This window comes from Paraburkholderia sp. PREW-6R, assembly GCF_039621805.1.
Classification (GTDB): domain Bacteria; phylum Pseudomonadota; class Gammaproteobacteria; order Burkholderiales; family Burkholderiaceae; genus Paraburkholderia.
The window spans coordinates 109,434-129,371 of the sequence record NZ_CP155076.1 but is presented as its reverse complement, the minus strand read 5'-3'; the positions used below and the strand labels follow the sequence as shown (position 1 = coordinate 129,371).

12 protein-coding genes are annotated in these 19,938 nt (G+C 56.7%); 7 read left to right on the top strand and 5 right to left on the bottom strand.

Annotation, left to right across the window (positions count from 1 at the left end):
• The first annotated feature begins 1 nt into the window (after nt 1).
• Together AAGS40_RS29810 and AAGS40_RS29805 are read left to right on the top strand one after the other, a co-directional pair.
• Nucleotides 2-958: a spore coat U domain-containing protein gene (locus AAGS40_RS29810; RefSeq protein ID WP_345817834.1), complete on the top strand. Its 957-nt coding sequence runs from the start codon at nt 2-4 to the stop codon at nt 956-958.
• A gap of 1,433 nt (nt 959-2,391) precedes the next feature.
• On the top strand, nt 2,392-2,802 hold the full coding sequence (locus AAGS40_RS29805; protein WP_345817808.1) for a hypothetical protein: 411 nt from the start codon (nt 2,392-2,394) through the stop codon (nt 2,800-2,802).
• A gap of 318 nt (nt 2,803-3,120) precedes the next feature.
• Here AAGS40_RS29805 and AAGS40_RS29800 read toward each other — a convergent pair whose 3' ends face one another.
• Together AAGS40_RS29800 and AAGS40_RS29795 are read right to left on the bottom strand one after the other, a co-directional pair.
• Nucleotides 3,121-4,377 (bottom strand): chromate transporter, encoded by a 1,257-nt coding sequence (locus AAGS40_RS29800; protein ID WP_345817807.1) that lies wholly within the window; start codon nt 4,375-4,377, stop codon nt 3,121-3,123.
• Nucleotides 4,374-5,873 carry a diguanylate cyclase gene (locus AAGS40_RS29795; protein ID WP_345817833.1) on the bottom strand — a complete coding sequence of 500 codons (1,500 nt, stop codon included), beginning with the start codon at nt 5,871-5,873 and terminating at the stop codon, nt 4,374-4,376. The genes AAGS40_RS29800 and AAGS40_RS29795 overlap by 4 nt, the downstream gene beginning before the upstream one ends.
• Before the next feature lie 224 nt (nt 5,874-6,097).
• On the opposite strand from AAGS40_RS29795, the gene AAGS40_RS29790 reads away from it, so the two are divergent.
• Nucleotides 6,098-6,394, top strand: coding sequence for a hypothetical protein (locus tag AAGS40_RS29790; protein ID WP_345817806.1), 297 nt, complete (start codon nt 6,098-6,100; stop codon nt 6,392-6,394).
• 2,033 nt (nt 6,395-8,427) lie between these two features.
• On the opposite strand, the gene AAGS40_RS29785 is transcribed toward AAGS40_RS29790, so the two are convergent.
• Entirely contained in the window at nt 8,428-10,197 is a 1,770-nt protein-coding gene (locus AAGS40_RS29785) for a DUF5018 domain-containing protein (RefSeq protein WP_345817805.1), read from the bottom strand.
• A 1,400-nt stretch (nt 10,198-11,597) separates the two neighbouring features.
• On the opposite strand from AAGS40_RS29785, the gene AAGS40_RS29780 reads away from it, so the two are divergent.
• A complete protein-coding gene (locus tag AAGS40_RS29780) occupies nt 11,598-11,777 on the top strand; it encodes a hypothetical protein (protein WP_345817804.1) in 180 nt (59 codons plus the stop codon).
• A gap of 69 nt (nt 11,778-11,846) precedes the next feature.
• Here AAGS40_RS29780 and AAGS40_RS29775 read toward each other — a convergent pair whose 3' ends face one another.
• Nucleotides 11,847-12,011 carry a hypothetical protein gene (locus AAGS40_RS29775; protein WP_345817803.1) on the bottom strand — a complete coding sequence of 55 codons (165 nt, stop codon included), beginning with the start codon at nt 12,009-12,011 and terminating at the stop codon, nt 11,847-11,849.
• Between the two features lie 1,085 nt (nt 12,012-13,096).
• Nucleotides 13,097-14,680, bottom strand: a complete 1,584-nt coding sequence (locus AAGS40_RS29770; protein ID WP_345817802.1) for an FAD-dependent oxidoreductase — start codon at nt 14,678-14,680, stop codon at nt 13,097-13,099.
• Between the two features lie 476 nt (nt 14,681-15,156).
• Here AAGS40_RS29770 and AAGS40_RS29765 point away from each other — a divergent pair, with 476 nt between their 5' ends.
• From AAGS40_RS29765 to AAGS40_RS29755, 3 genes are all read left to right on the top strand, one after another.
• Nucleotides 15,157-15,366: a hypothetical protein gene (locus AAGS40_RS29765; RefSeq protein ID WP_345817801.1), complete on the top strand. Its 210-nt coding sequence runs from the start codon at nt 15,157-15,159 to the stop codon at nt 15,364-15,366.
• A gap of 1,503 nt (nt 15,367-16,869) precedes the next feature.
• The gene (locus AAGS40_RS29760) at nt 16,870-17,229 is read left to right on the top strand and encodes a hypothetical protein (RefSeq protein WP_345817800.1); all 360 of its coding nucleotides are present in this window, start codon (nt 16,870-16,872) and stop codon (nt 17,227-17,229) included.
• Nucleotides 17,230-17,884: 655 nt separating this feature from the next.
• A complete protein-coding gene (locus AAGS40_RS29755) occupies nt 17,885-18,271 on the top strand; it encodes a hypothetical protein (protein WP_345817799.1) in 387 nt (128 codons plus the stop codon).
• The last annotated feature ends 1,667 nt before the right edge of the window (nt 18,272-19,938 follow it).

Here is a 19,938-nt window from a genome sequence, read left to right as displayed (position 1 = left end):
TCTGAAATTCGCATTACAGCTGCTGCTCGTAACTTTGCTGGCGCTGCCCTGTGAGGTTAACGCGCAGACTTGCTCAGCGAGCGCATCGCCAGTCAGTTTTGGCTCTGTCAGTCCTATCGCTCGCACGGCGGTAACCGCCACCGGGACCGTGAACGTCACCTGCACATGGCCTGCTACTGCAACTGATTCATACGTGAAGGTCTGCCTGAACATCGGGGGCACCAGCCCCCGCTTTCTCGTAAATGGGTCAGCCGCCATGCAGTATGACCTGTACCAGGACGCCGCGCATTCGGTTGCGTGGGGTTCAGTTTATTATGGAACGCCACCCATATCGCTCACTCTCGCCAGGCCAGCAGGCGGCACGCACCTGACGCAGACCGTTACCGTCTATGGACAGCTTGCGAGTAACCAGCCGACCATACCAACGGTGGGCAACTCGAGCACGGTCTATGCGCAAACGTTCGGCGGCAACACGACCTCCGTCAACTACGCTTTCTACCAGTTTGCAGCCCCGCCGTGCTCGTCCATTACCGGTAGCGCCGGCACTTTTCCTTTTACCGCCAGCGCGACAGTAATCAACGATTGTTATATCAATGCGACCAATATCAGTTTTACCTCTGTCGGAGCACTCGGTACCTCGCTGAATGCAAACGGATCGATTACGGCGCAGTGCACTAGCGGCGACGCCTGGCGAATTGCCCTGAACGGCGGGTCCAGTGGCAGCGTAGGTGGGCGGACAATGCAACGTTCAGGCGGTGGTGGCACAGTAAACTATCAGTTGTATAGCGACGCATCACACACTGTCGCATGGGGTGATGGTACGGCGTCAACAACAGCAGCGTCAGGCGTGGGTACAGGGTATCAACAGATCATAAATGTCTACGGCGTGGTGCCACCCCAGACAACGCCCGCCCCCGGCACCTACTCTGACACGATCACGGCGACCATCAGCTTCTAGGCAGACAGGTATCCGCCTGATGCTGGACGGTCATGGCCCACGATACTATGGCCATCAGGCACAAGCGGAACGGGTCAACAACACTGAGACGGCTGCTGGCAGCATTGCCGCCCTCGCGGGTACTTCCCGAGTGCAGCTCGCAACGAGTGGCTCGCTCCGGCAAACCGCTGCATTACGTGATGAAGCAGCCATCCCGATGGGAGCTCGTGGACGAAGGGCGTGTCAAGCTGCGCGTTGCGTGCCTGTCAGCAAACGGGTCATAGTGCACCTCGAAACAGGATGAACAGGAGCGCACGATACATCCATGTTCCCGATCTCGCGGCTATTGATGCCGGAAACGCTTGACGCCCGCTATAGATAGACCGGCCCATAGGCCGCAAAGGTGAAGCAGCAGGAAACTGCACATTCGTACGTCAACCCATCCGAGATTGCGTCACAGGGGTGTCGATCAGACGCTGATGTTAGTACTCGAGCGGCGCGTCAGGTCAGCCCGGTCTGGCGCACGACCAGATCCAGCGCCAGCAGCCCGGCCAGTTGGGCATCGGTTTGCGCGTGCCTGGGAACCGGCAGTTGATCACAAATGCTCACAGTCGAGCACTGCGCGTCTGGTAACCTTCTTTTAACCTGCTTCCCCGAGCATGGTTTTGGCCTCGCAAATAACTGCGATTAAAGCATCGGGTGTTGCGTCATCCGATGCTTTCTTGTCTTTTGCCACCACGCCAGACAGATCCGCGCGTTGCGTCTGCAAACGCTTGCAGATCAGCTGTTCTGATCTTCCCCAGTTTCGCCCCTTACAAGCTATCAGACATCTGCCGCGGCGTAACGTCACGATTAGCTCTCGCATATTGGCCTGTCAATCGGTTCCCCGTCGACGAGAACGCGCTTAAAAATGACTGGCTCGCGTCAGTCGCCGTACAGACGTCATCCCGTTCGCAGGCAGGCTTCGAGCACTACAGTAAAAGCTTGACGGGGACGCGAGGAGCCGGAACGGCTGCATCTCCCGCCTCCCCACAAAGTTCAACGCATGCGCTCGGGACAGCCCAACAGGTGATGGCAAGCCGATTCTGCTCTGCCTGTGCAACATCTGATGCCTGGATATCACTTTTACTCGATAAACGTCGCTTAAGACCAGGTCGCTTCTTCATTGCAGTGTATCGATTCTACCAAGCGACAGCGCAACAGGCCGCGGTAGCCGATAACGGCGGCGCCGTTACAAACGCGCCCCATGTCCGACCGACGGAGCACGGCGCTTGCGGTTGACTCAGGCAACGCTTCGCCGGGGTTCACCGCGCACTGGGTCACTGGTCTGCCCGGAGAAAGGCATACAGGGTTTTACCGGACATGAGGTGATGATGGCCTGAATCGTGCGCTGTCGCGCATGCAGGAGCGCGATTGCATGCCAGGATTACAGATATGTATTTGAGGAGAAGTCGATGGACGCTATCTATTTTGTGCGGGAAAAAGCAGATCCCGCCCTCGACATGACGCTGACTACCCACGATCTCACTCCAGGTCAGCGACCCGCCACCCACACACTGCAAACGGGTGCTCAACTGATTGAGGCGCTGTTGCCCCTCGGCTCAAGGGACGCAATCGTCATCTGTGACTGGGATCTTGTATCCGGGCACGGCTGCCTGAGTCTCGATGATCTGTGCATCCGCTTTCCTTATGTTTCATTTGTGATCACTTCGGGCAGTGACAGCCTGACCGTGCCACAAGCGGCGTTGCGCGCAGGCGCCGCGGGTTTTTTCCGGAACGACAGTCCGATATCACTCATCAGAAATGTCCTCGATATTGTGATCGGGGGCGAAGCGTTTGCCGTACCCGGACATCTGAAACCTTAGCGAACAGCTTCATAGCACGACGATCAGCAGATCCCGGGACGGGGCGCCTGCAGTACAACCTTGCTCCGGAGCTTAATATTCACTTAAGCTGATCCGCACGACGACAGAACGCACTGCGTCGTTGCGCGGCCTGGGCACCGGGCCGGGGCAGAAGATGCGTTGTCACCGTTCAGTCAGGCCTTCTGTGTGACGTCGATCTCTTCGTCTGCGTAGCGTGCCACCGACCGGTTCAAGGCTGCTATTCGATTTTTGCAACATTCCGCTTTTACGCCTGACTGCCTCCCTGATGCCGGTCTCTCTGCCCGCCGTCGGGCAAACTCACAGCGGCGCACCATGCGTTAGCGCCGAAGCGCAGATACAGGCAATCGCGACGATCGCATAGACAACGTAAGCTGGCATAAGACGCCGGCCCAGACAGACTGCGGAAAAAATTGCCGTAACGGCAAAAACCGGGTGGTGAGGAACGTGGCAAAAAATCTTTACAGCTGCAACGGCGAGGAATGTGCTCGCCACTGAGCGCAGCACGCGCATTCCCCGTTCGAAACGCGGATCGGCCTCGAGCGTCTGCAGGTGGCGCCGTGCGAGAATCACAAGACATCCGGACGGCGCGAACAATGCGAAAGTGGCGACGATGGCGCCGGGCCAGCGATGAATCAGATATCCCAGGAATGGCACGACATTCAGCAGCGGCCCGGGGCTGGCCGGTGAAAGCGCAAATGCCAATGTGAAGTCACTTTCGGAGATCCCGGTCACGGGCGTCACGAACAGTGTCTTAAGTATCGGCAAAGCAGTGAAGCCACCTCCAAACAGGACAAGACCGGCACCGCCAAGCCGGATCCAGAGCAGCCTTGCCTGCCACGACGCAGGAACAGGCATGCAAAACAGCACCACAAGCGCGGCGAGGAGCGAAAGCAGCAGGCGATCCCAAGTTGTCCACTGTAGCTGCAGACGGCCAGGACGGGTTTCTGCCGTGCACCAACCCGCTAGAAAACCGCCTCCGAGTACGAGCACGTACGCTAATGCACCCTGTGCCACCGCGAGGACCGCACAGCAGGCAAAGGCTGCGACGAGTTCAAGCCTTCCCCACACAACCGTCTGTGCCTGCCGGTACCAGGTCACAGCAATCAGCGCCGCGAGAACTACACGAAGATGATCGAGCATGCTGGCCGAGCTTGCCGCCTGTACAAAGGGCGCCCGGTAAAAGGCGCCAAGCATTGGCATCAGGAGCATGAATGGCAGCACGCTCGCGAAACCAGCTACCCAGGCGCCGGCCCGCCCCCCGATGACGTAACCCACCTGAATCGCGACATTGCAGCCTACGGGTCCGGGTATCATCCAGGCAAGTGTCGTGAGATCCGAGAATGCACGACGCGACAGGCGCGCCTCTTCAACCACATACCGATGCTCAAGCTGGGCGATCAGCGCAAGCCCGCCCCATGAAAGCGCTGACAGAAGAAATATGGTGCAGAAAAGTTTCCACAGGGACGCAGCTGCCGGGGGCTCTTCCGCCCTGAAGAATGATGGCCTGCTGGATTTACTGCGCTGGATGTGTGTCGACGTCCGCTGTAGCGTCATGCTGGATGCTGACAGTTAGCAGGGGCAGGCTTGAACGGCGCCACGCGGTTGCGGCCGGTTGCCTTGGCGTCGTACATCGCTTCATCGGCAGCCTTCATCGCCGCGTTCAATTCTCCATTCATGCAGGGGTTCCAGGTAACCGCGCCGATGCTCGCCGTTACACAGCCGTACTCGCTTCCTGCGTGCTCAATATTGTGCGCATGGATGGTCAGACGGATTCTCTCGGCGATGGCTATTGCACCGGCCGCCTCGGTGTCGGGCAGGATCACGACGAACTCTTCCCCCCCGTAACGGGCGGCGGTGTCGCCCGGTCGCCTGATACAGGAAACAATACTCTTCGCAACATCGACAAGCACCGCATCTCCAGCGGGATGGCCGTAAAGATCGTTATAGGCCTTGAACCGGTCGACATCGACGAACAGCAGAGAGAGCATGCTGCCTGTACGCTTGGCTCGTCGCCACTCCTGGTCGAGCAGTTCTCCGAGCCGACGGCGGTTAAGCAAACCCGTGAGCACATCCGTCATTGCAATCTGTCGCAACTCGGCTTCCGCGTGAACACGTCGACGAAGCTGGACGCCCAGAAGCGTGGACAGACCAACAAATGCTATTGCAAGGAGAGTCACGAGCGAGCCAATCGTCACGGCACGATGCGACCAGGCAGCCAGAATATCCTCATTGGCAGCAGCGGCCATGATGATGAGCGGAAGGTGCGGGAAATCGCGAAACCAGTAAAGTCGGCTGACACCGTCGATGGATGCCGTATCAGTGAAGCTACCCTCCGATGCAGCCATGAAGCGATGAAATGTGCTGGCTTCGCGAATGCTGCGACCAGGTATCCTGGGGTCGTACGGCTGACGCATGAGCATGACGCCGTCCCGGCTGATCAGGGACAGGGAGCCGTGGAGCCCCGGTTCAAGTCCTGCAAAAAGACGATGGAAGTACTCAAGATTCACCGGCAGCACCACCACTCCAGCAAACGATCCGTCAGGCCCTGAGATACGCCGGCTCAATGCAATACATGTCGTATTCCTGCGAAGCCTGGAGCTATAAGGTTCGCTCACGTAAAGCCCCTGCCCCGGATTATCCCGCTGGATGGTGAAGTACCGCCTGTCCGCAAAATTCCCATGGCGCGGCGTGTCGCTCGCTGAATCGAGCACGATATCGCCTTTCGCATCAAGCACGAGGAAAGCGCCCAGGTCCCGTGCACTGGCGGCCCGATCGAATAACACTTCCCTGCGCAGGCGGGGCGCCAGCGTCATGACCTCCCTGTCACGCATGCCATCCACAACTGCCTGCAAGGAAAGGTCGTATAGCTCAAAATTCCTCTCAATGTCCCGCTCGGCAATCAGCGCAAGATTACGCAGAGCGTCGCGAGCATGATCCTGCGCATCCTGCCTGCTCTGGTAGAGCACCCACGCGCACAAGCCAACCATGACAGACGCGATCAGCGCTCCACACATAGTCATTATGGCAATCGACATGGACATTCTTCCCATGACGTTCGTAATCAGCTTCATCGTCCGCTTCATCGCATTGCTCTGCCGTGTTTCCGGCGTTAGACATCGCCAGACCGGATTGAAAATCATCAGCCGTATCACAAATGTTCAATACGGATTTGCCACTGGCGCCGTCTGTGACTACGCAGGTCAGATGTTCTCGCCGGCGGATAGCGTGTAGACAAGGAAGGTCTGAACAGACAGGCCAGATTGTGCAAGGTGAAATGTGGCAAGCGCAGCGCGGTTGTCAGGGCAAATACCACCATCATTACCGTCACCGGAAAAACCCAGAAAAAGGGGCGGCCATGCCGTCGCAACAACAACGCATTGACCGAATAGCAATTAAAACAGTACACGGCTGCCCGGGTAAGCGCATGGCCACAGTGTTCGCACGCTATCTTTCTCATCCGCATGTCCCCGTTGTTTTGATCTATCGCGCCCATTGCTCACAACCGGATAAATTTGGTAACCGTTACGCCGAAATGCGGAGCAACCTTCACGAAAAAATGTCGGACGCCTAATGGATTCTGTTCAGATTGGATTCGAGGTAAATGCAGACATCCCGGTGGCCAGGGAACCGCTTCCAGACATGCACACCCTTTGCTTCAATCCTCAGAAGATATTAGACGCTCACTCACATGTCATACGTCGCAAGAAGATGTCACCCGACCAGTGATGACACGTTCCCGTCGGTCGAGTCGAAGTCACGATCTGGCGATCGCGCCGACGCATTGTTTTTCTTGCATTTCCTGTCCCTTCCCACCGCAGAATCAATTGCCAGATCCTTGAGCACTGCAGGAATGGTTGACAACCAGCCAACAGGAAATCAATCCCTCAGACTTATGGTAGTTATAGATAATGATAAATCATCAATTGACAAGCGACCACCTGGTTGCCATTAATTTATTTTTCGAAATATAGAGATTAACAACAAACCCGATGTTGACTTCGCGAACGGAAAACCGTGAAGCCACCGGATAAATTATATTTTGTGATCATTTATTATTTTCGTGCACCCGGGACGTTTGTTGCGCCTCGATCGGAGACCGGTTGGCCTCGCAGCAGAGTCAATATGTACGGCACCGTTGCAGTTGCGTCGCCGGATATTGCAACCAGAAGGCGCATTTAATCCGGCGATCGCTCCTTGCAGCATCCCTCTTATCCATACCAGGGCGCCGGGCGCAGCGGAGAGCCCGGCGCGCAACTGTCAATCGATTAAGGCAGGACGGCCATTATTGCGTGCCTGACGACATGCGTGCCGCTACCTGAATCATTGTGGAGCCAGCAATTGCCGTCTATCCATGGTCCACATCCTGAATGAAGCCGGGCGCTGACATATGCAGCGGTATGCCTCCGTGATATTGAAGCGCAACGGCGATTTCGGGCGGAAACCGCCAGCCCGGCAACTTCTCTCCTGCCTCCTGCGTTACTTCGACATCAACGCAAATACCGAAACGCCTGCCTTCCTGATCGTGACGCGGGCACTTGCAGCCGCTGTCGACGCGCCGACAGGGCGCGTCGCGTCTGGCAGATCGGGATCCGTTTTGCAGAATTACAAAGATGGCAGGACACAATCCGCGTACCCTCCTCACCGCGAACCAGCGTATCGCCCCTGGTTTGACGGGTCGTCGCGTGCGTGACGAGCCTTAAGACGCCTGGCGGCCGCCCCCCAAAAAATTGAACTGACCACAGAAGCTCTAAAGCTGCGTTTGGGACGGACTTCCGACGCAAACCGAATATTTGCGTTGACGAAAATCATGTAGCTGTTGCCACACTGCCGTCACGGCTGTCTGTCCGGAGCAGTTGCTCAGGCATTGTGCCGGCCTGGTGATGCGGCAACGCACGCGTTGTCGATCGCCCGCATTACCGCTTATCCAGGTTTGATCTTGTTCAGACCATGCACTGCATTCACTGGTACAAACTTCATGCTTTCTCAGGAAGGGCCGATCATCCGGTCTGCCGCAAGCTGAATCGCGGGAAAATCTCATGTACCTTCTACAGGACTTCTGCGGGCGACAGGCGCTGCCGCTGACTGCAAAAGTCGTGCGGCGGGATGCGGTACAACATGCAAGTCGCTGGCCGTAGAACAGACAGTTTGCAACAGATGCTATCAAGCAGAACGTAGCAATGCGGGTATGAGTGGCAACCAATTGCCGATATTGCCACGGGCACCGCCACCGCAACACATTGGCTTGACGGGACCTGACTTAAGAAGGAAATTTTCTCTGCCTGGCCGGAGCAAGCCGGATGGCAGGTATGTACCGTTTCTTCAAGCCGCGGCGCATAGCTGACGCAGCAAGGTAATGAACCGGTCCGATGCGGCGTCGACGCCGTACGAAGCACGGCGCCACAGTGCTTACGTGGCCGTAGCGAACTGCGACCAGCAATATATTTACTGGCCGGAGCGCGCAAGGTCTGTCGATCACAGCAGCCTGTTCGCGCGCTGTCGACCAGATAAGGCGAGAGGAGACACCCGGACGTTGTACCGACGTGATAGAACCGGCGTGCGCGCCCCAACATTCACTGTCGGGGCGGGATGCAGATGACCTGTATGTCAGAGACCCTTCAGGCCCGTGCCGAGCACGACGTTCACATTGTAGTCAGCCGTCGAGCCATCAGCGGCCGTGACAACGAAGGTCTCTGGATGCGAAAAATCCAGCACGGATGCGCCACTCACCTGTGTTACACCGTTCACAGTGACGGCCCCGCCGGTCGTCGTAAATTTTGCCTGCTGAGCCGTCAGAAGCGAGCCCGGTGGCAGCGTGACAGTGATGCTCTGCCCGTTAATCTGCCCCGGGACGCCATCCAGCGAGAATGCCGTGATGGATTTGGCTGTGCTGGGCGCAACTGAAACGGTGACGTGATAGATTGCGGTCGACCCGTCGGCGGCAGTGACCACATAGTCGAGCGGAGCACCAAAATCGAGCAGCGACGAACCGCTAACCTGCAGCCTGCTACCGACAGCAACGCTCTGGCCCGTCGTCGTAAATAGCGGCTGAAGGTTGTTCAATGCAGTGCCAAAGGGCAAGGTAATCGAGATATCCTGGCCGTTAATAAGCCCCGGTACCCCATTGATAGAGAACGCGGTAATCGCCTTTGCGTTGCCCGCAGCGATGTTCACACTCAGCGAATACGTCGTTGATGAACCATCTGCGGCGGTGACTACAAGCGTCTGCGGATTACTGAAATCCGCTGCTGAAGCGCCACTCACAAGATTGGCACCGCCGAGGCTGACGCTTGCCGCCGTAGTCGTAAAGGTAGGCTGCAGGTCTGTCAATAGAGTGCCGAACGGCACCGTCACCGAGATATTCTGACCGCTGATGACTCCCGCGATGCCGTCAAGCGAGAAAGAGGTGATAGCCTTCGCATTGGCCGGTGCCACTGCGGCGGTAACAGTGTAGGTGGAAGTTGAACCGTCGGCCGCTGTCACGACATAGTTCACCGGGCCGCTGAAATCCTGCGCGGCCACGCCGTTTCCCTGCGTCACCCCAGCGACGCTCACCTTTACGCCCGTGGTCGAAAAAACGGGCAACAGACTGGTGAGATCAGTACCTGCGGGCAATGTTACCGCGATATTCTGTCCATTGATAACGCCGGCGACACCGTTTAGTGAAAAGCCTGTCAATGCCTTTGCTGACGTGGATGCGGCACTGACTGTAACTGTGTAGGTAACTGAGGTTCCATCTGCCGCGCTCACCACATATTGCAGCGGACCTGTGAAGTCCTGCGTCGTTACTCCGCTGACCTGGGGTGTGCCGTTTACTGCCACCGTGACACCGCTATCAGTAAAGACGGGGCGAAGACCCGTGAGTAGGGAGCCAGAAGGCAGGGTCACAGAAATAGTCTGACCTGAAATTACCCCCGCCACACCGTTGAGCGAGAATGATGTTATCGATTTGGCGCTCGCGCCTGCCACCGACACGCTCACGATGTAGTTTGCCTTTGATCCATCCGGGGCGGTGACAGTGTATGTGATTGGGTGGCTGAAGTCATTTGTGGTAACTCCGCTCACCTGGGTGGTCTGCCCAACCGAAACCTCACGCCCAGTCGTCGCGAAGGTCGCCACCAGGCTGGTCAGCGACGATCCATATGGCAGGGTAACGGAAATCGTATTACCGACAATAACCCCTGCCACGCCATTCAGGGAAAACGAAGCCATATCCTTGCTCGCCGAGAGCGATGAGGGCTGCGCCGCACTCGATGATGATCCGGTCGATGGCGGATCAGATAGCGAACCACCGCAGCCTGTCATTCCAATACACACACATAGCAGTCCTAAGAGTCCTGCAAAATGCTTCGACTTTGACGCGCCTTTTTTCAACATACTTCAGACCTCAGTCAGATTGAGAAATCACGTCGCCAGACAAACCAGGCAGACGCAGTCAGGCCCCGGAAGTACATATGCAGGAAAAGGCTTCCGTGCATGGTCCGGGATAAATCTCAAGGAATGCTGGCCGGCTCACCGGAGCCGAAAGGGATTCGGAACGTTACTTCCGAAATGGTGTCGCGAATGAAGACAAGGGACGCAGCGCAGATTGTTGTGCAGAGGTGTAATGCAGCATTCTCATCTCCTTGGTAAGGGGTGAAAGTTTTGCCTGGGTGATACGGCTTTTGTACAGAGATCATCCGTCACAAGCCTTCTGTATGACGGGGATAAACGGCTGTCATACAGTGCTGCCGATACTACCCTGCTTTTACGTCAATGAATAGAGAGTGTTGCACGATGAACAGGATTAAACGCAACACGGCTTTCGCGGACATGTCTGCATTTGCCCCGCCAGTCAGAAAGCCGAGATAGCCCGGCCGCAAGAGAGTTAGACACTTAGCCTTTCAAATCAACAGCAAGCCGGACGGGAAAATAGTACATGTACTACATACGAGGAAAAGGCGTTTTTCCCATCCGCTTCGTGATCGACATGAAAAACCAGAAGGAATGTTGTCCATGTACCGCTCTGCGTGAAATAAACTGGTGAAAATAAGGAAACCTAATTTATGAGTGCGGTTGAAAATATGCCGCAATACAAAGGTGAAGGCCGGTAAAAGTTCGTGAGTTCCGTCACTTGTTGCTGACGCCGTTCTGAATGAGCCGGATCAAACAGACGCGACCAGACCGGTCTGCGGAAACGAAGCCCATCGCAATATCACAACAAATAATAGAAAATAATCCAGTACGCTACTTGCCGTGCTAGATGCGGAGCGGTATCGGGTCAACGTAGCTGCAGCTTCTGGCACGCAGGATCTGTACTCGCAGATCCACAGGAACCGCTCCGCCTCGACATGACTGCCCTGAGTAATCGTGCTGGAACCTGCGGCGACTGCGCTGGCGTTACCGTGGAGGCCATTCGTGTGTTGGCATCACGGTTGCGTCGTTCGCGAGCTGACCAAAGAATGTTCATCTGCGCTTTTCCCTTCGGTTTCCTCAGCGGAATGCTTCTTCATGCGTGTTAATACTCCCAGGTCCCGATCGAAAGCAGAATAAGCCTGAACGCCGACCCGGTTCTACACCTCCCAAAACAAGGAAGGCCACACCGACAGTCTGGCGGATCTGTGGATGCGGGCTTGTAGATGCCTGCGCGATTCGGAGGAAACAAGAATGGACAGCCTTCTGTCAGGCCTGCAAACCTGGGACTTCTCTATCATGTGCATTGCGATCTGGTTTGCAGCACGACGACCTTATTCACGCAGAAGGACACGGCGATCGCGCTTCCCGGACGGAGTCCGGTGATGGCCGACAACCAGCTGCCGCCGAGCGCGGAATTGCGCCAGAGGCCACGCGAGCATTGCTTTACCGGACTGGCGCGCGAAGGCAACCTGATCAAATACGATGGTGATGTTATTTACCAGGCCTCATCCAGCGAAGAGGCTATGGCGTATTACGCTCACCTGGTCAGTCTTTACGCGTGATTGACGCGACTGTCACTCGCTGACCATTAATCACGATGTCGGGACGCCCATACCGGGCAAGCGCTTCGTTCAGCGCTCGACGATATCGACGGCGTCCAGCGAAATCGCCGCGCGATGCACGAGAATCTTGCGGCCGGCTAATTCAACCGTTGCCGCAAGACATACGAAGCCGCGCGCCGTCGGAACGTAGATCGTGCCGGGCGCGAACACCTGATTGACGCAGTCGATCGTCAAGGCACGCAGCAGATACGACCAGACCTTGTGCTGCGCGTTGTGTCGTCTTCTACCCGGCTTGCATTACAACACCGCCACACCCATGCGCTTCATCGCGCGCTCGCGACGGCGGCTAGTCCGCAGCCCTCTCCCGACGCTGCAATGGAACCAGCATTCCGTTCCACTGCAAGCGGAAACGGATCGGCACCGCTGCTTTGACACCCTTTATCTTCGACCGCGTGACCAGCTTGCATGACCCATCCGGCGTCGTTGCAGGTCAGCGCCCGCGCCTCGATGAGAATCGCGCCTTGCGGTCCTGAACCTCCGTCGGCTTCATACCCATTTCCGTTCTCGGGTTTTCCGTCAGGCCGTGCGCCGTTCGCTTTATCGATTATCGGCGGTCGAAAAACCAATCAGGTAATCCGGTGATACAGCAAGCGGGATCAGGAGACCAGGCAGTTATTCCAGCCACCTTTGTCCATGAGAGACAGTATTTCGGGTGACCAGCGCCCAGACCGTGTGCGCCGGCTTGTTCGTCAACGCACAGGCTGCCACACGGAAGTGGCGCCGCGCCAGTAATCCGATGACGCTCCAGCGAACTGCGGATCGAAAGAGCGTTGACAGCGTCTGCCGTGAATCCTGTCTTCAACGGGCAGATTGCATGGAAAGGCGCGAGGCGGGTGTCGCTCCTGTCAATTTGGCAAAAGGCTGCACAAACTGCGGCAAGTTCAGCGTGAGCTGACTGAACCCGGCATCCAGCATCGGCACGCCTACCGGTAGTTCGCCGGCACGGGTTCCCACTCGAGAACCGCCAGGGCGACATTTGCTTGAACGCCACCAGGTGCGCACGCACGGCGCTCTTTGCGTCACTTCGCAGTCCCGTTGCCGGCATTTGTGTCTGCGTTTTAACCCTCGTGCGCCCCAGGCGGCCCACTCAACCCGCTGCCCGGTTTCGCGCGACCACCTCGCGAAACGCCGGCGTCGTTCCCCGGAAGGATGCAACGGCCGTCCACCACACTTCTATCCGCTTGTCACCCCGGATAGGATATGCCATTGCAGGCACCGATGTGACGGACGCAGCTCGAATCAGGAACGGGAGTGTCGCCTCAAACTGTACCCCCGGCGTCGCTATCGATCGTCGCTGTCTTGCTGGCGACATCCGGCTCCAGACGCACGATTTCAAGCGCGAGTTCCGCGGAATTGAGCGCCCCTTCGATGAAGCCCTGATAGTCCGAGTAGGCTTCCCCGACAATATGAATGTTTCTGGCGCCGCTTCCAAAGTCGAACCCGCGGAACATTTCCATGACTTTCCATGATCTCACCCCCGGCTGCCAACCATGATTGGCGGCGCCGTAAGGTGCTCGCGCCCAGTCACGGATACCATAAGTGACGATTGACTTGCGGATGAGTGCGCGCACTTCGCTCACGCTCCTCTCGTGAAAGATTTCCCGGGAGCGCGCCGTCAGGCGCAATGAAGCCTTGCCTGACTCAGTCAGACGCTTGATGTCTCGAGCAACGAATAATGCAAATGCATCGACGATGTCCGGATTGTCATCAATTTCCGCCCTGTCGTGATGGTCAGGCCGTGCCAGATAGTGTTTCCAGAATTCCGTTGCAGGACGATCCATGTAGAGCAAGACCATCCCATGTCCGTCCATGTCCGCGGCTTCAGGCCGCCGGAAATAATGGATTTCACGTGTCGGAAGGCAACACGCATACTGCTGGGGGCGCTGGTCATAATCCCACCACGGCGAATCCGTTACGAAAAACACTTTCAGCATGGGAAAGCCGTTTACCGAGTCGAGGTGCGATGCAACGGGCTTCGGGAGACTCCGATGAAGGCCTAGCAAAGGAAGTCGCGGCAGCGCGAGAACGAGCCGGTCAGCCTGCACCGTGAACCTGCTACCCCGCGTTTCAACGTCGAGTTCAAGCCGGTCGTCTCCGAACGACAGGGGACGGAAAGCGCATAGCGTATGGCCGCCAGCGAGCGTAACGTTCGGATGCTTTCGAAGGCGCGACAACAGACTTTCTGTCAGCTTCGCGGATCCGCCTCCGATGGTTGCCAGCCGCTGCCCCACTGTCTTCAGCGCGCGCAGCCACCAGATGATCCATTCCGCGGCATTCAGATTCTCTGGAATCATGTGATAGAAAGTGCCCGTATCGCGAAGCTTCGTCAGCGCCAGATGGCTCAGGATGCCCTCGGACGATAGCGCATTCCAGAAGCCCATTTCCCACAGCGGCTTTCCGCGAAATTGTGCAAACCGGCGGATTCGCCGGTAGTCGTCTTCCCCGAGGCCGTCGATCCATGCCTGATCATCCGGCTCGCGAGCCATAAGAAGCATGATGCCGCGCCTGAGCAACTGCAGGGAATCAAGTCCGTTTTCTTCCGGAGGAAGATCATAACTGGGCGCGTCCACCTCCTCTGCCTCGGGGCCACTGAAGTCAATCAGTTCAATGTCCAGTTCGTTGCAAAGAGCGGCGAACCGCGGTTGTAGCGTCGGCTCGAAGCGCATGGGCCCGTACTCGGCAACAAAACCGTCCATCTCTTCGGTTTCAATGCGTCCGCCCCAACGGTCAAGCGACGCCTCCAGCAATAAAACGCGACGGCCTAGCTCTGCCAGTCGCCAGGCACAATAAAGGCCGGAGATGCCACCACCGACAATGACTACTTCATGAGAATTTGAATACATATTAAAAGCTTGACCTCACTGACATCCGCATCACCCCGCGCAATGCGAACCATGCCGAGCGCGCCATCGTTTCATATTTCCCGTCCTGACCATATCGGAAGTTATCCCATCAAGGATATTTTCCCGGCCGTGTCGTGCATCAAGGCCCGAGACGGAGCATCGTGCGACAGGGAAATCGCACCGCAGATTCCAGATGCTCACGCTTGCGGATGACGAACGTTTATGCACGCAGCCGGATTTTGAGGTAAGCCTTTGATTCGATGCGCTCGCTCCTGAACGCGAGGCGTGTAGCGCATCTGGAAGATGCTCGACATGGCTACCAGACATCCGCAGTGACAACGAACATCTCGGACAGACGCGGTACCGCTCGAAGCATCCCGCCCTCAACCTCTGAAGACAATCTTTGCAATGATTTTTATTCGTTATTTGTTATGAGATAAAAATAATCGGGCGGGAAGTGGATCCATACTCGCTTCATGAACACTGGAATCGACCACATTGAGGGTCCGCATGGCCCCATTCTTCCTGCCCGCGCAATCAGCCTGGCGGTCAGCGCCATTCGCAGGGCGCAAGGGAAACTGCTGCCGCGCGATTGCGCACCCAACACGCCCCAATGGTTCAGCGTGATGGAAGATTTCGCTCTCGACGTAACGAGGGCATTGGACGCCATGGATGCAGAACAGTAGACGGAGCGCACCGGCCACGGGCTGGCCTGGCTAACATCGCTGCGGACAGTCCACTGATTTGTCTGTGCCTATGCTGCGCGGTGCTGCAGGCGGCACCTTGTAAGCAGTAACTGAGCTCAACCGCATACCCGCCATTCCTGCTTATGAAATGTTGTGACCCGGGCCTGGCACGCGCTCTTCTGAGGGCATAATAATTTTGTCGGCAAGCTTGCTGACAGTGCCTGTTGCAGGGCGCACTGGCGGCCCCGCCTCCCTCCAGGTTCCGGGGCCGCTCCCATCGACGGCACAGTCAGGTCGATCAACAACCGCACTCGCAATCCCCCTGAAGATTTGTATGTCGCAACGGAACGGGTTCTGGGCCGCGTCTCGCGTATCCAGCTGCGCTCGACGTGCCTGCGCGACAACCGCTGCCCGCAGAGTTCCCCGCCGTAGCATGAACCGCTCGCCAACGGCGCGGTCAACTCCCCCTTACATGGCAAGCCCTGCGGCCGAATAGTGAAATAGTTATGGCGCGCGAGCGAACAGGCAGCGATCGCGCGAGCATTTATGCAGCACCCGTCGCCATGCCCCATCCGGACACGCACCTCGCGCCCTTTCGGACACAATGCGCCGAATTTGCCAGCGAAGCCAAACGCCCGGTGTACATGCACCTGCCTTGGACCGTCCTGACAGGCAGGCCAGGAGTAAACGTCAGGACCTCCGCCAGGCTCCCGACCCAAGCTGTCTCCATATTCTTGCAGTCAACTGGGGGCCTCCCCCTTCCGCTGCCGGTGCTCCCGCACGAGCCACCCAACGCCGGGTTCATCAGATCGGGCCAACATATTTCCCAACTCGGTAACAAGCTGCCTGCATGTCTATTGTCATCTCCGCCATTGCTGCCCCTGGCTACCCTTTGCTATTCGATCTCAAGGCGAAGATCGCGCGCAGCGTCCAGCACCGCCACCGTGAGAATGGATACTTATCCTCTTACCCGACGAGGCCGTCACGCGCTGTCTTCAACACTGCGTGACAACGTCTCCAATCGACTGGGACCGACCTAACTGGCTCAGGAACGACCTGCCCGCCCGATCCATGCCTTTCCATCAAATGACGATGAGGGCATGACGAGACCGGCTCAAGGCAACTGTCCACTATGATCAAACCCTATTTTCAGATCCGTCCAGACAGTTCAATGTCAGATTGAAGTTTTTTCTAATGATTTGAAAACCATGCAATCGATGTGGACGACGACCCGAAAAAAGATAGATAAAGCATGGCCAGTCTAAAGTCGCTTTCGATGTGAATTATGAAGGCTCTTGCTGAATTCCTCGCAGCAGGCAGGCTCACCCGCGAGGCTGCGCAGTCATTCGCAGGCAATCGGACGCCCCGGTTGTCGATCGGCAGAGGTATGCGACGTGTCAAGTCCATGACCGGGAACGGCCTCACAACTAATCACATAAATTTCATCTGATCAGGGCCAGGATATGCTTAGGCATCGGCATACCAATATCTTTTTGAACGATCATGAGTCAGCAACCTTCCTTCAATGGATTGCGGCCGGTGTTCGAAATCGGAGGTCGCATCCTCTTTAACGCCGACACCAGGGAACTCTCTGATCTGCGCGGCCATTGTCCACGGCAGTCGTTATCAACGGAGCAGGCTGGTCTACTCTTTTGTCTCGCCAGATCGCCGTTTATCATCGTGCGTTACAACTGTCTGGACCGTTCAGCCGTCAGTGCTGCTACCCAACTCAATAACACCCGTACAGTGCACGCGCTGAACAGAGCACTTTGGCAAATCGATCCGGCCTGTGCCCATATCCGGGTGATTCCGCGTCTCGGCTATGTCCTTATCGCAACGGCCATGCAGCGTAGCAGAACCTGATTTGAGGAGCCCATAACGCATCCTTTGCAGTTGCCGGATGTATGCGGAATTGCGGAGAGTTACGGACAACCTGTTGTAGAAGGAGTTGCAGCGCCCTGATGCCATGTCGAACGGTATGTTCGGGCTAGCCTGCGAAACTTTCCGACACTTCCGACGCCGGGAAAATAATGGCGGCGTCGAGACATTGGACGGCGTTAGTGGCATACTTTTGGCCCTGCCGTTTGGGTACAGCGAATCCATAAGAACAAGCCCGCTTCCAGACTGCCTGCCGTACCTATCAAAACAAAGGAAAACAGGAGATGGCGATCAGATATATTCTCTTGCCGCGTTTGACATTCGGTCGGCGGCCCACGTTGCCAAGGTCTGCGTAGAACCAGGCGGATATTCTGCTGCGCGCCTGTTTCCTTATCTCGCGGTCATGAAGCGATAGCGCTCAAGGTCGTTGCCTGCACTGCTGCCAGTGCCGGCATGGACACATACAGAAGTCAAGGGACACCGGCTGCGAGAGTTCCTGAAAAGTTCACGCACAGTCAAACGGCGAGATATCAAAAAGCCGTTGCGCGTTCATGGCTCGCGGGCGCAGGGGCATCTCGTCAGCCTTCAGCATGATTAAAAATTCAAGGTTTAATAACAACGCCTTTCAATAGGACCGCTGATGAACAATGAAACCTGCTGCGACATTCTTCAAAGTTTCCGGCTTGGTACGCATGTAGTCTTCGACGCTGCGCGTCTGCGCCTGTTGCATACAAGCACAGCGGTCAAGCGCCACCGTGACCTGAGTCCCGTCCAGGCCCAGGTACTGTATCGCCTCGTCAGATCTTCCTGGGTGATACTTCCGCAGAATGAACTTCTCTCTTCTGCACCTGCCCTGTCCGAGGGCACCTGGTCAGCGTCGGCCGATGTCGCGCAGGTCGTGCTCGAGTTACGCCGCGCACTTGAGCATATTGACCCGTCGACCTGCTATATCCGGATCCTGCCTCGCCTGGGTTATGCACTAACTGCGAATGTATGGAGTGCAAACAGTCAACCACGCCTACCATGAACATTTACGGGTGCTGATCTGGGTAACAACGAAGCCTGGATTCCAGCGCGGTGTCAAAAAAATCTCTGCGATTCGAGCCTTCTTCGTCAGTGGTTTGGTCCCCTCCTGAATTTTGTGCGCGAGCGCTTCATTACACGGACACCAGATGCCTCTCAGGTAAAAACGTGTTTGAGAATGTGTTCAGGCCTGGGCAAAATGTGGAAATCGTTGGAGTTGTGACCGACAGAGGGCGCCGGCGTCGGCGCCCGATTCACGAGAATGGCAGTCGTGCAGGAAGCTTCGGGCGCTAATAACGGCTTCGCCGTTGTCCGTCCACACGGCGTCAATCCCAATCTGTTGCTTGCATGTCATAGGCAAACGGGAACGGCATCCTGATTGCGATACAGGCTGGAGAGAAGTTGTAACAAGCCTCACAACTCACGGAAGCAATGGAGGAGACCTGCGGACTGCAGGGCTTTTCCTGACAGACGACGTAGGAGGCGGACGTCACGGTTCGGCACGCAGCACTCAGACGCTCCCAACAAGGGGCTGTCGGAATATCATGATAGCGCCAGGGAATGGATCTACAGATCGAAGATCGCCGTGCTGCTGATTCTGATGGATCGATATCGCCAATGCAGGCTTCAAATCCAGCAGGCAATGAGGATGTCGGCCACACCGTCGGCACGGCATGAGGCGCGCAGACCTCTTGCAATACCGCTTCAATCGCACTCCATGTCTTAACAGGAAGAAACTTACAACGCGTGCAACATTAGGCACGATCGCTGACAGAGCTGCGGCATCAAGTCTGGCGGCAGCGCGACATTTTTTGATAAGTTGCAAAATAGCAGCATCTGTACAATCCGATCTGACAAGAAACTGACCATACGGCGGGGTAAGCCCTTTTTGGGTGACAAGCGGTGACATCTTTCCAGGAGTGGCACTGACTCAGAGTGCGCCGCGTGCTGGCAAGTGTCAACGACGCCCGAATATCGGATCACGGCAGCCGGGCAAAGGGACGCCCCTCCAAAGACGGTGGCGATAGCTCTGGCGCACTAGCTTGCGCGAATATTGACAGCGCTCCTTGCTTCACAAGGCTCCTTGCATACGGACGGCGCGATAAAACGGCCACCCGGAGCGCCCTGGCCGGCGCAGGTACTCTTGCTGTCTGGCGGCCCATGCATGCATAAAGTTTTATAACAATGTCATTGTGTAGCACATGTCCAATATGAATTTACGCGATTGCTTCGGTTCGAATGACAGGTCAGGCTAGATCGGGTACTGGTCGGACCCGACTTGCAGTGAGAGCTCGAGCCACTCTGACAAAAGGATGCCAATCAGCGGATTCGTGATGGCGAGCAACGGCGATCTCTACAATACACCGGCGGGATCAACAGTTGCCGCCCATATTGCTCGGAAACGCCTATGCAAGGTCATCGGGAAGAATGCGTTCGTAGGCGCTACAACGGAAGCCCCCGCATGCGTAAATGAACTACCGTTATCCGGTACGATTCCGACAACCCGTTGCATCATCGACTGGCTGAGCCCGACTGTCTGAATCCACCGCGGCATCTCCACCCGGTTCTGTCCAATAATTTGCTCCTTGACCATACCAATTCGCGCCTGCGAGACAGCCTTTGCTGCCAGATACGACAGCCAGGCATGATGTCTCCGACAATATCTATTGA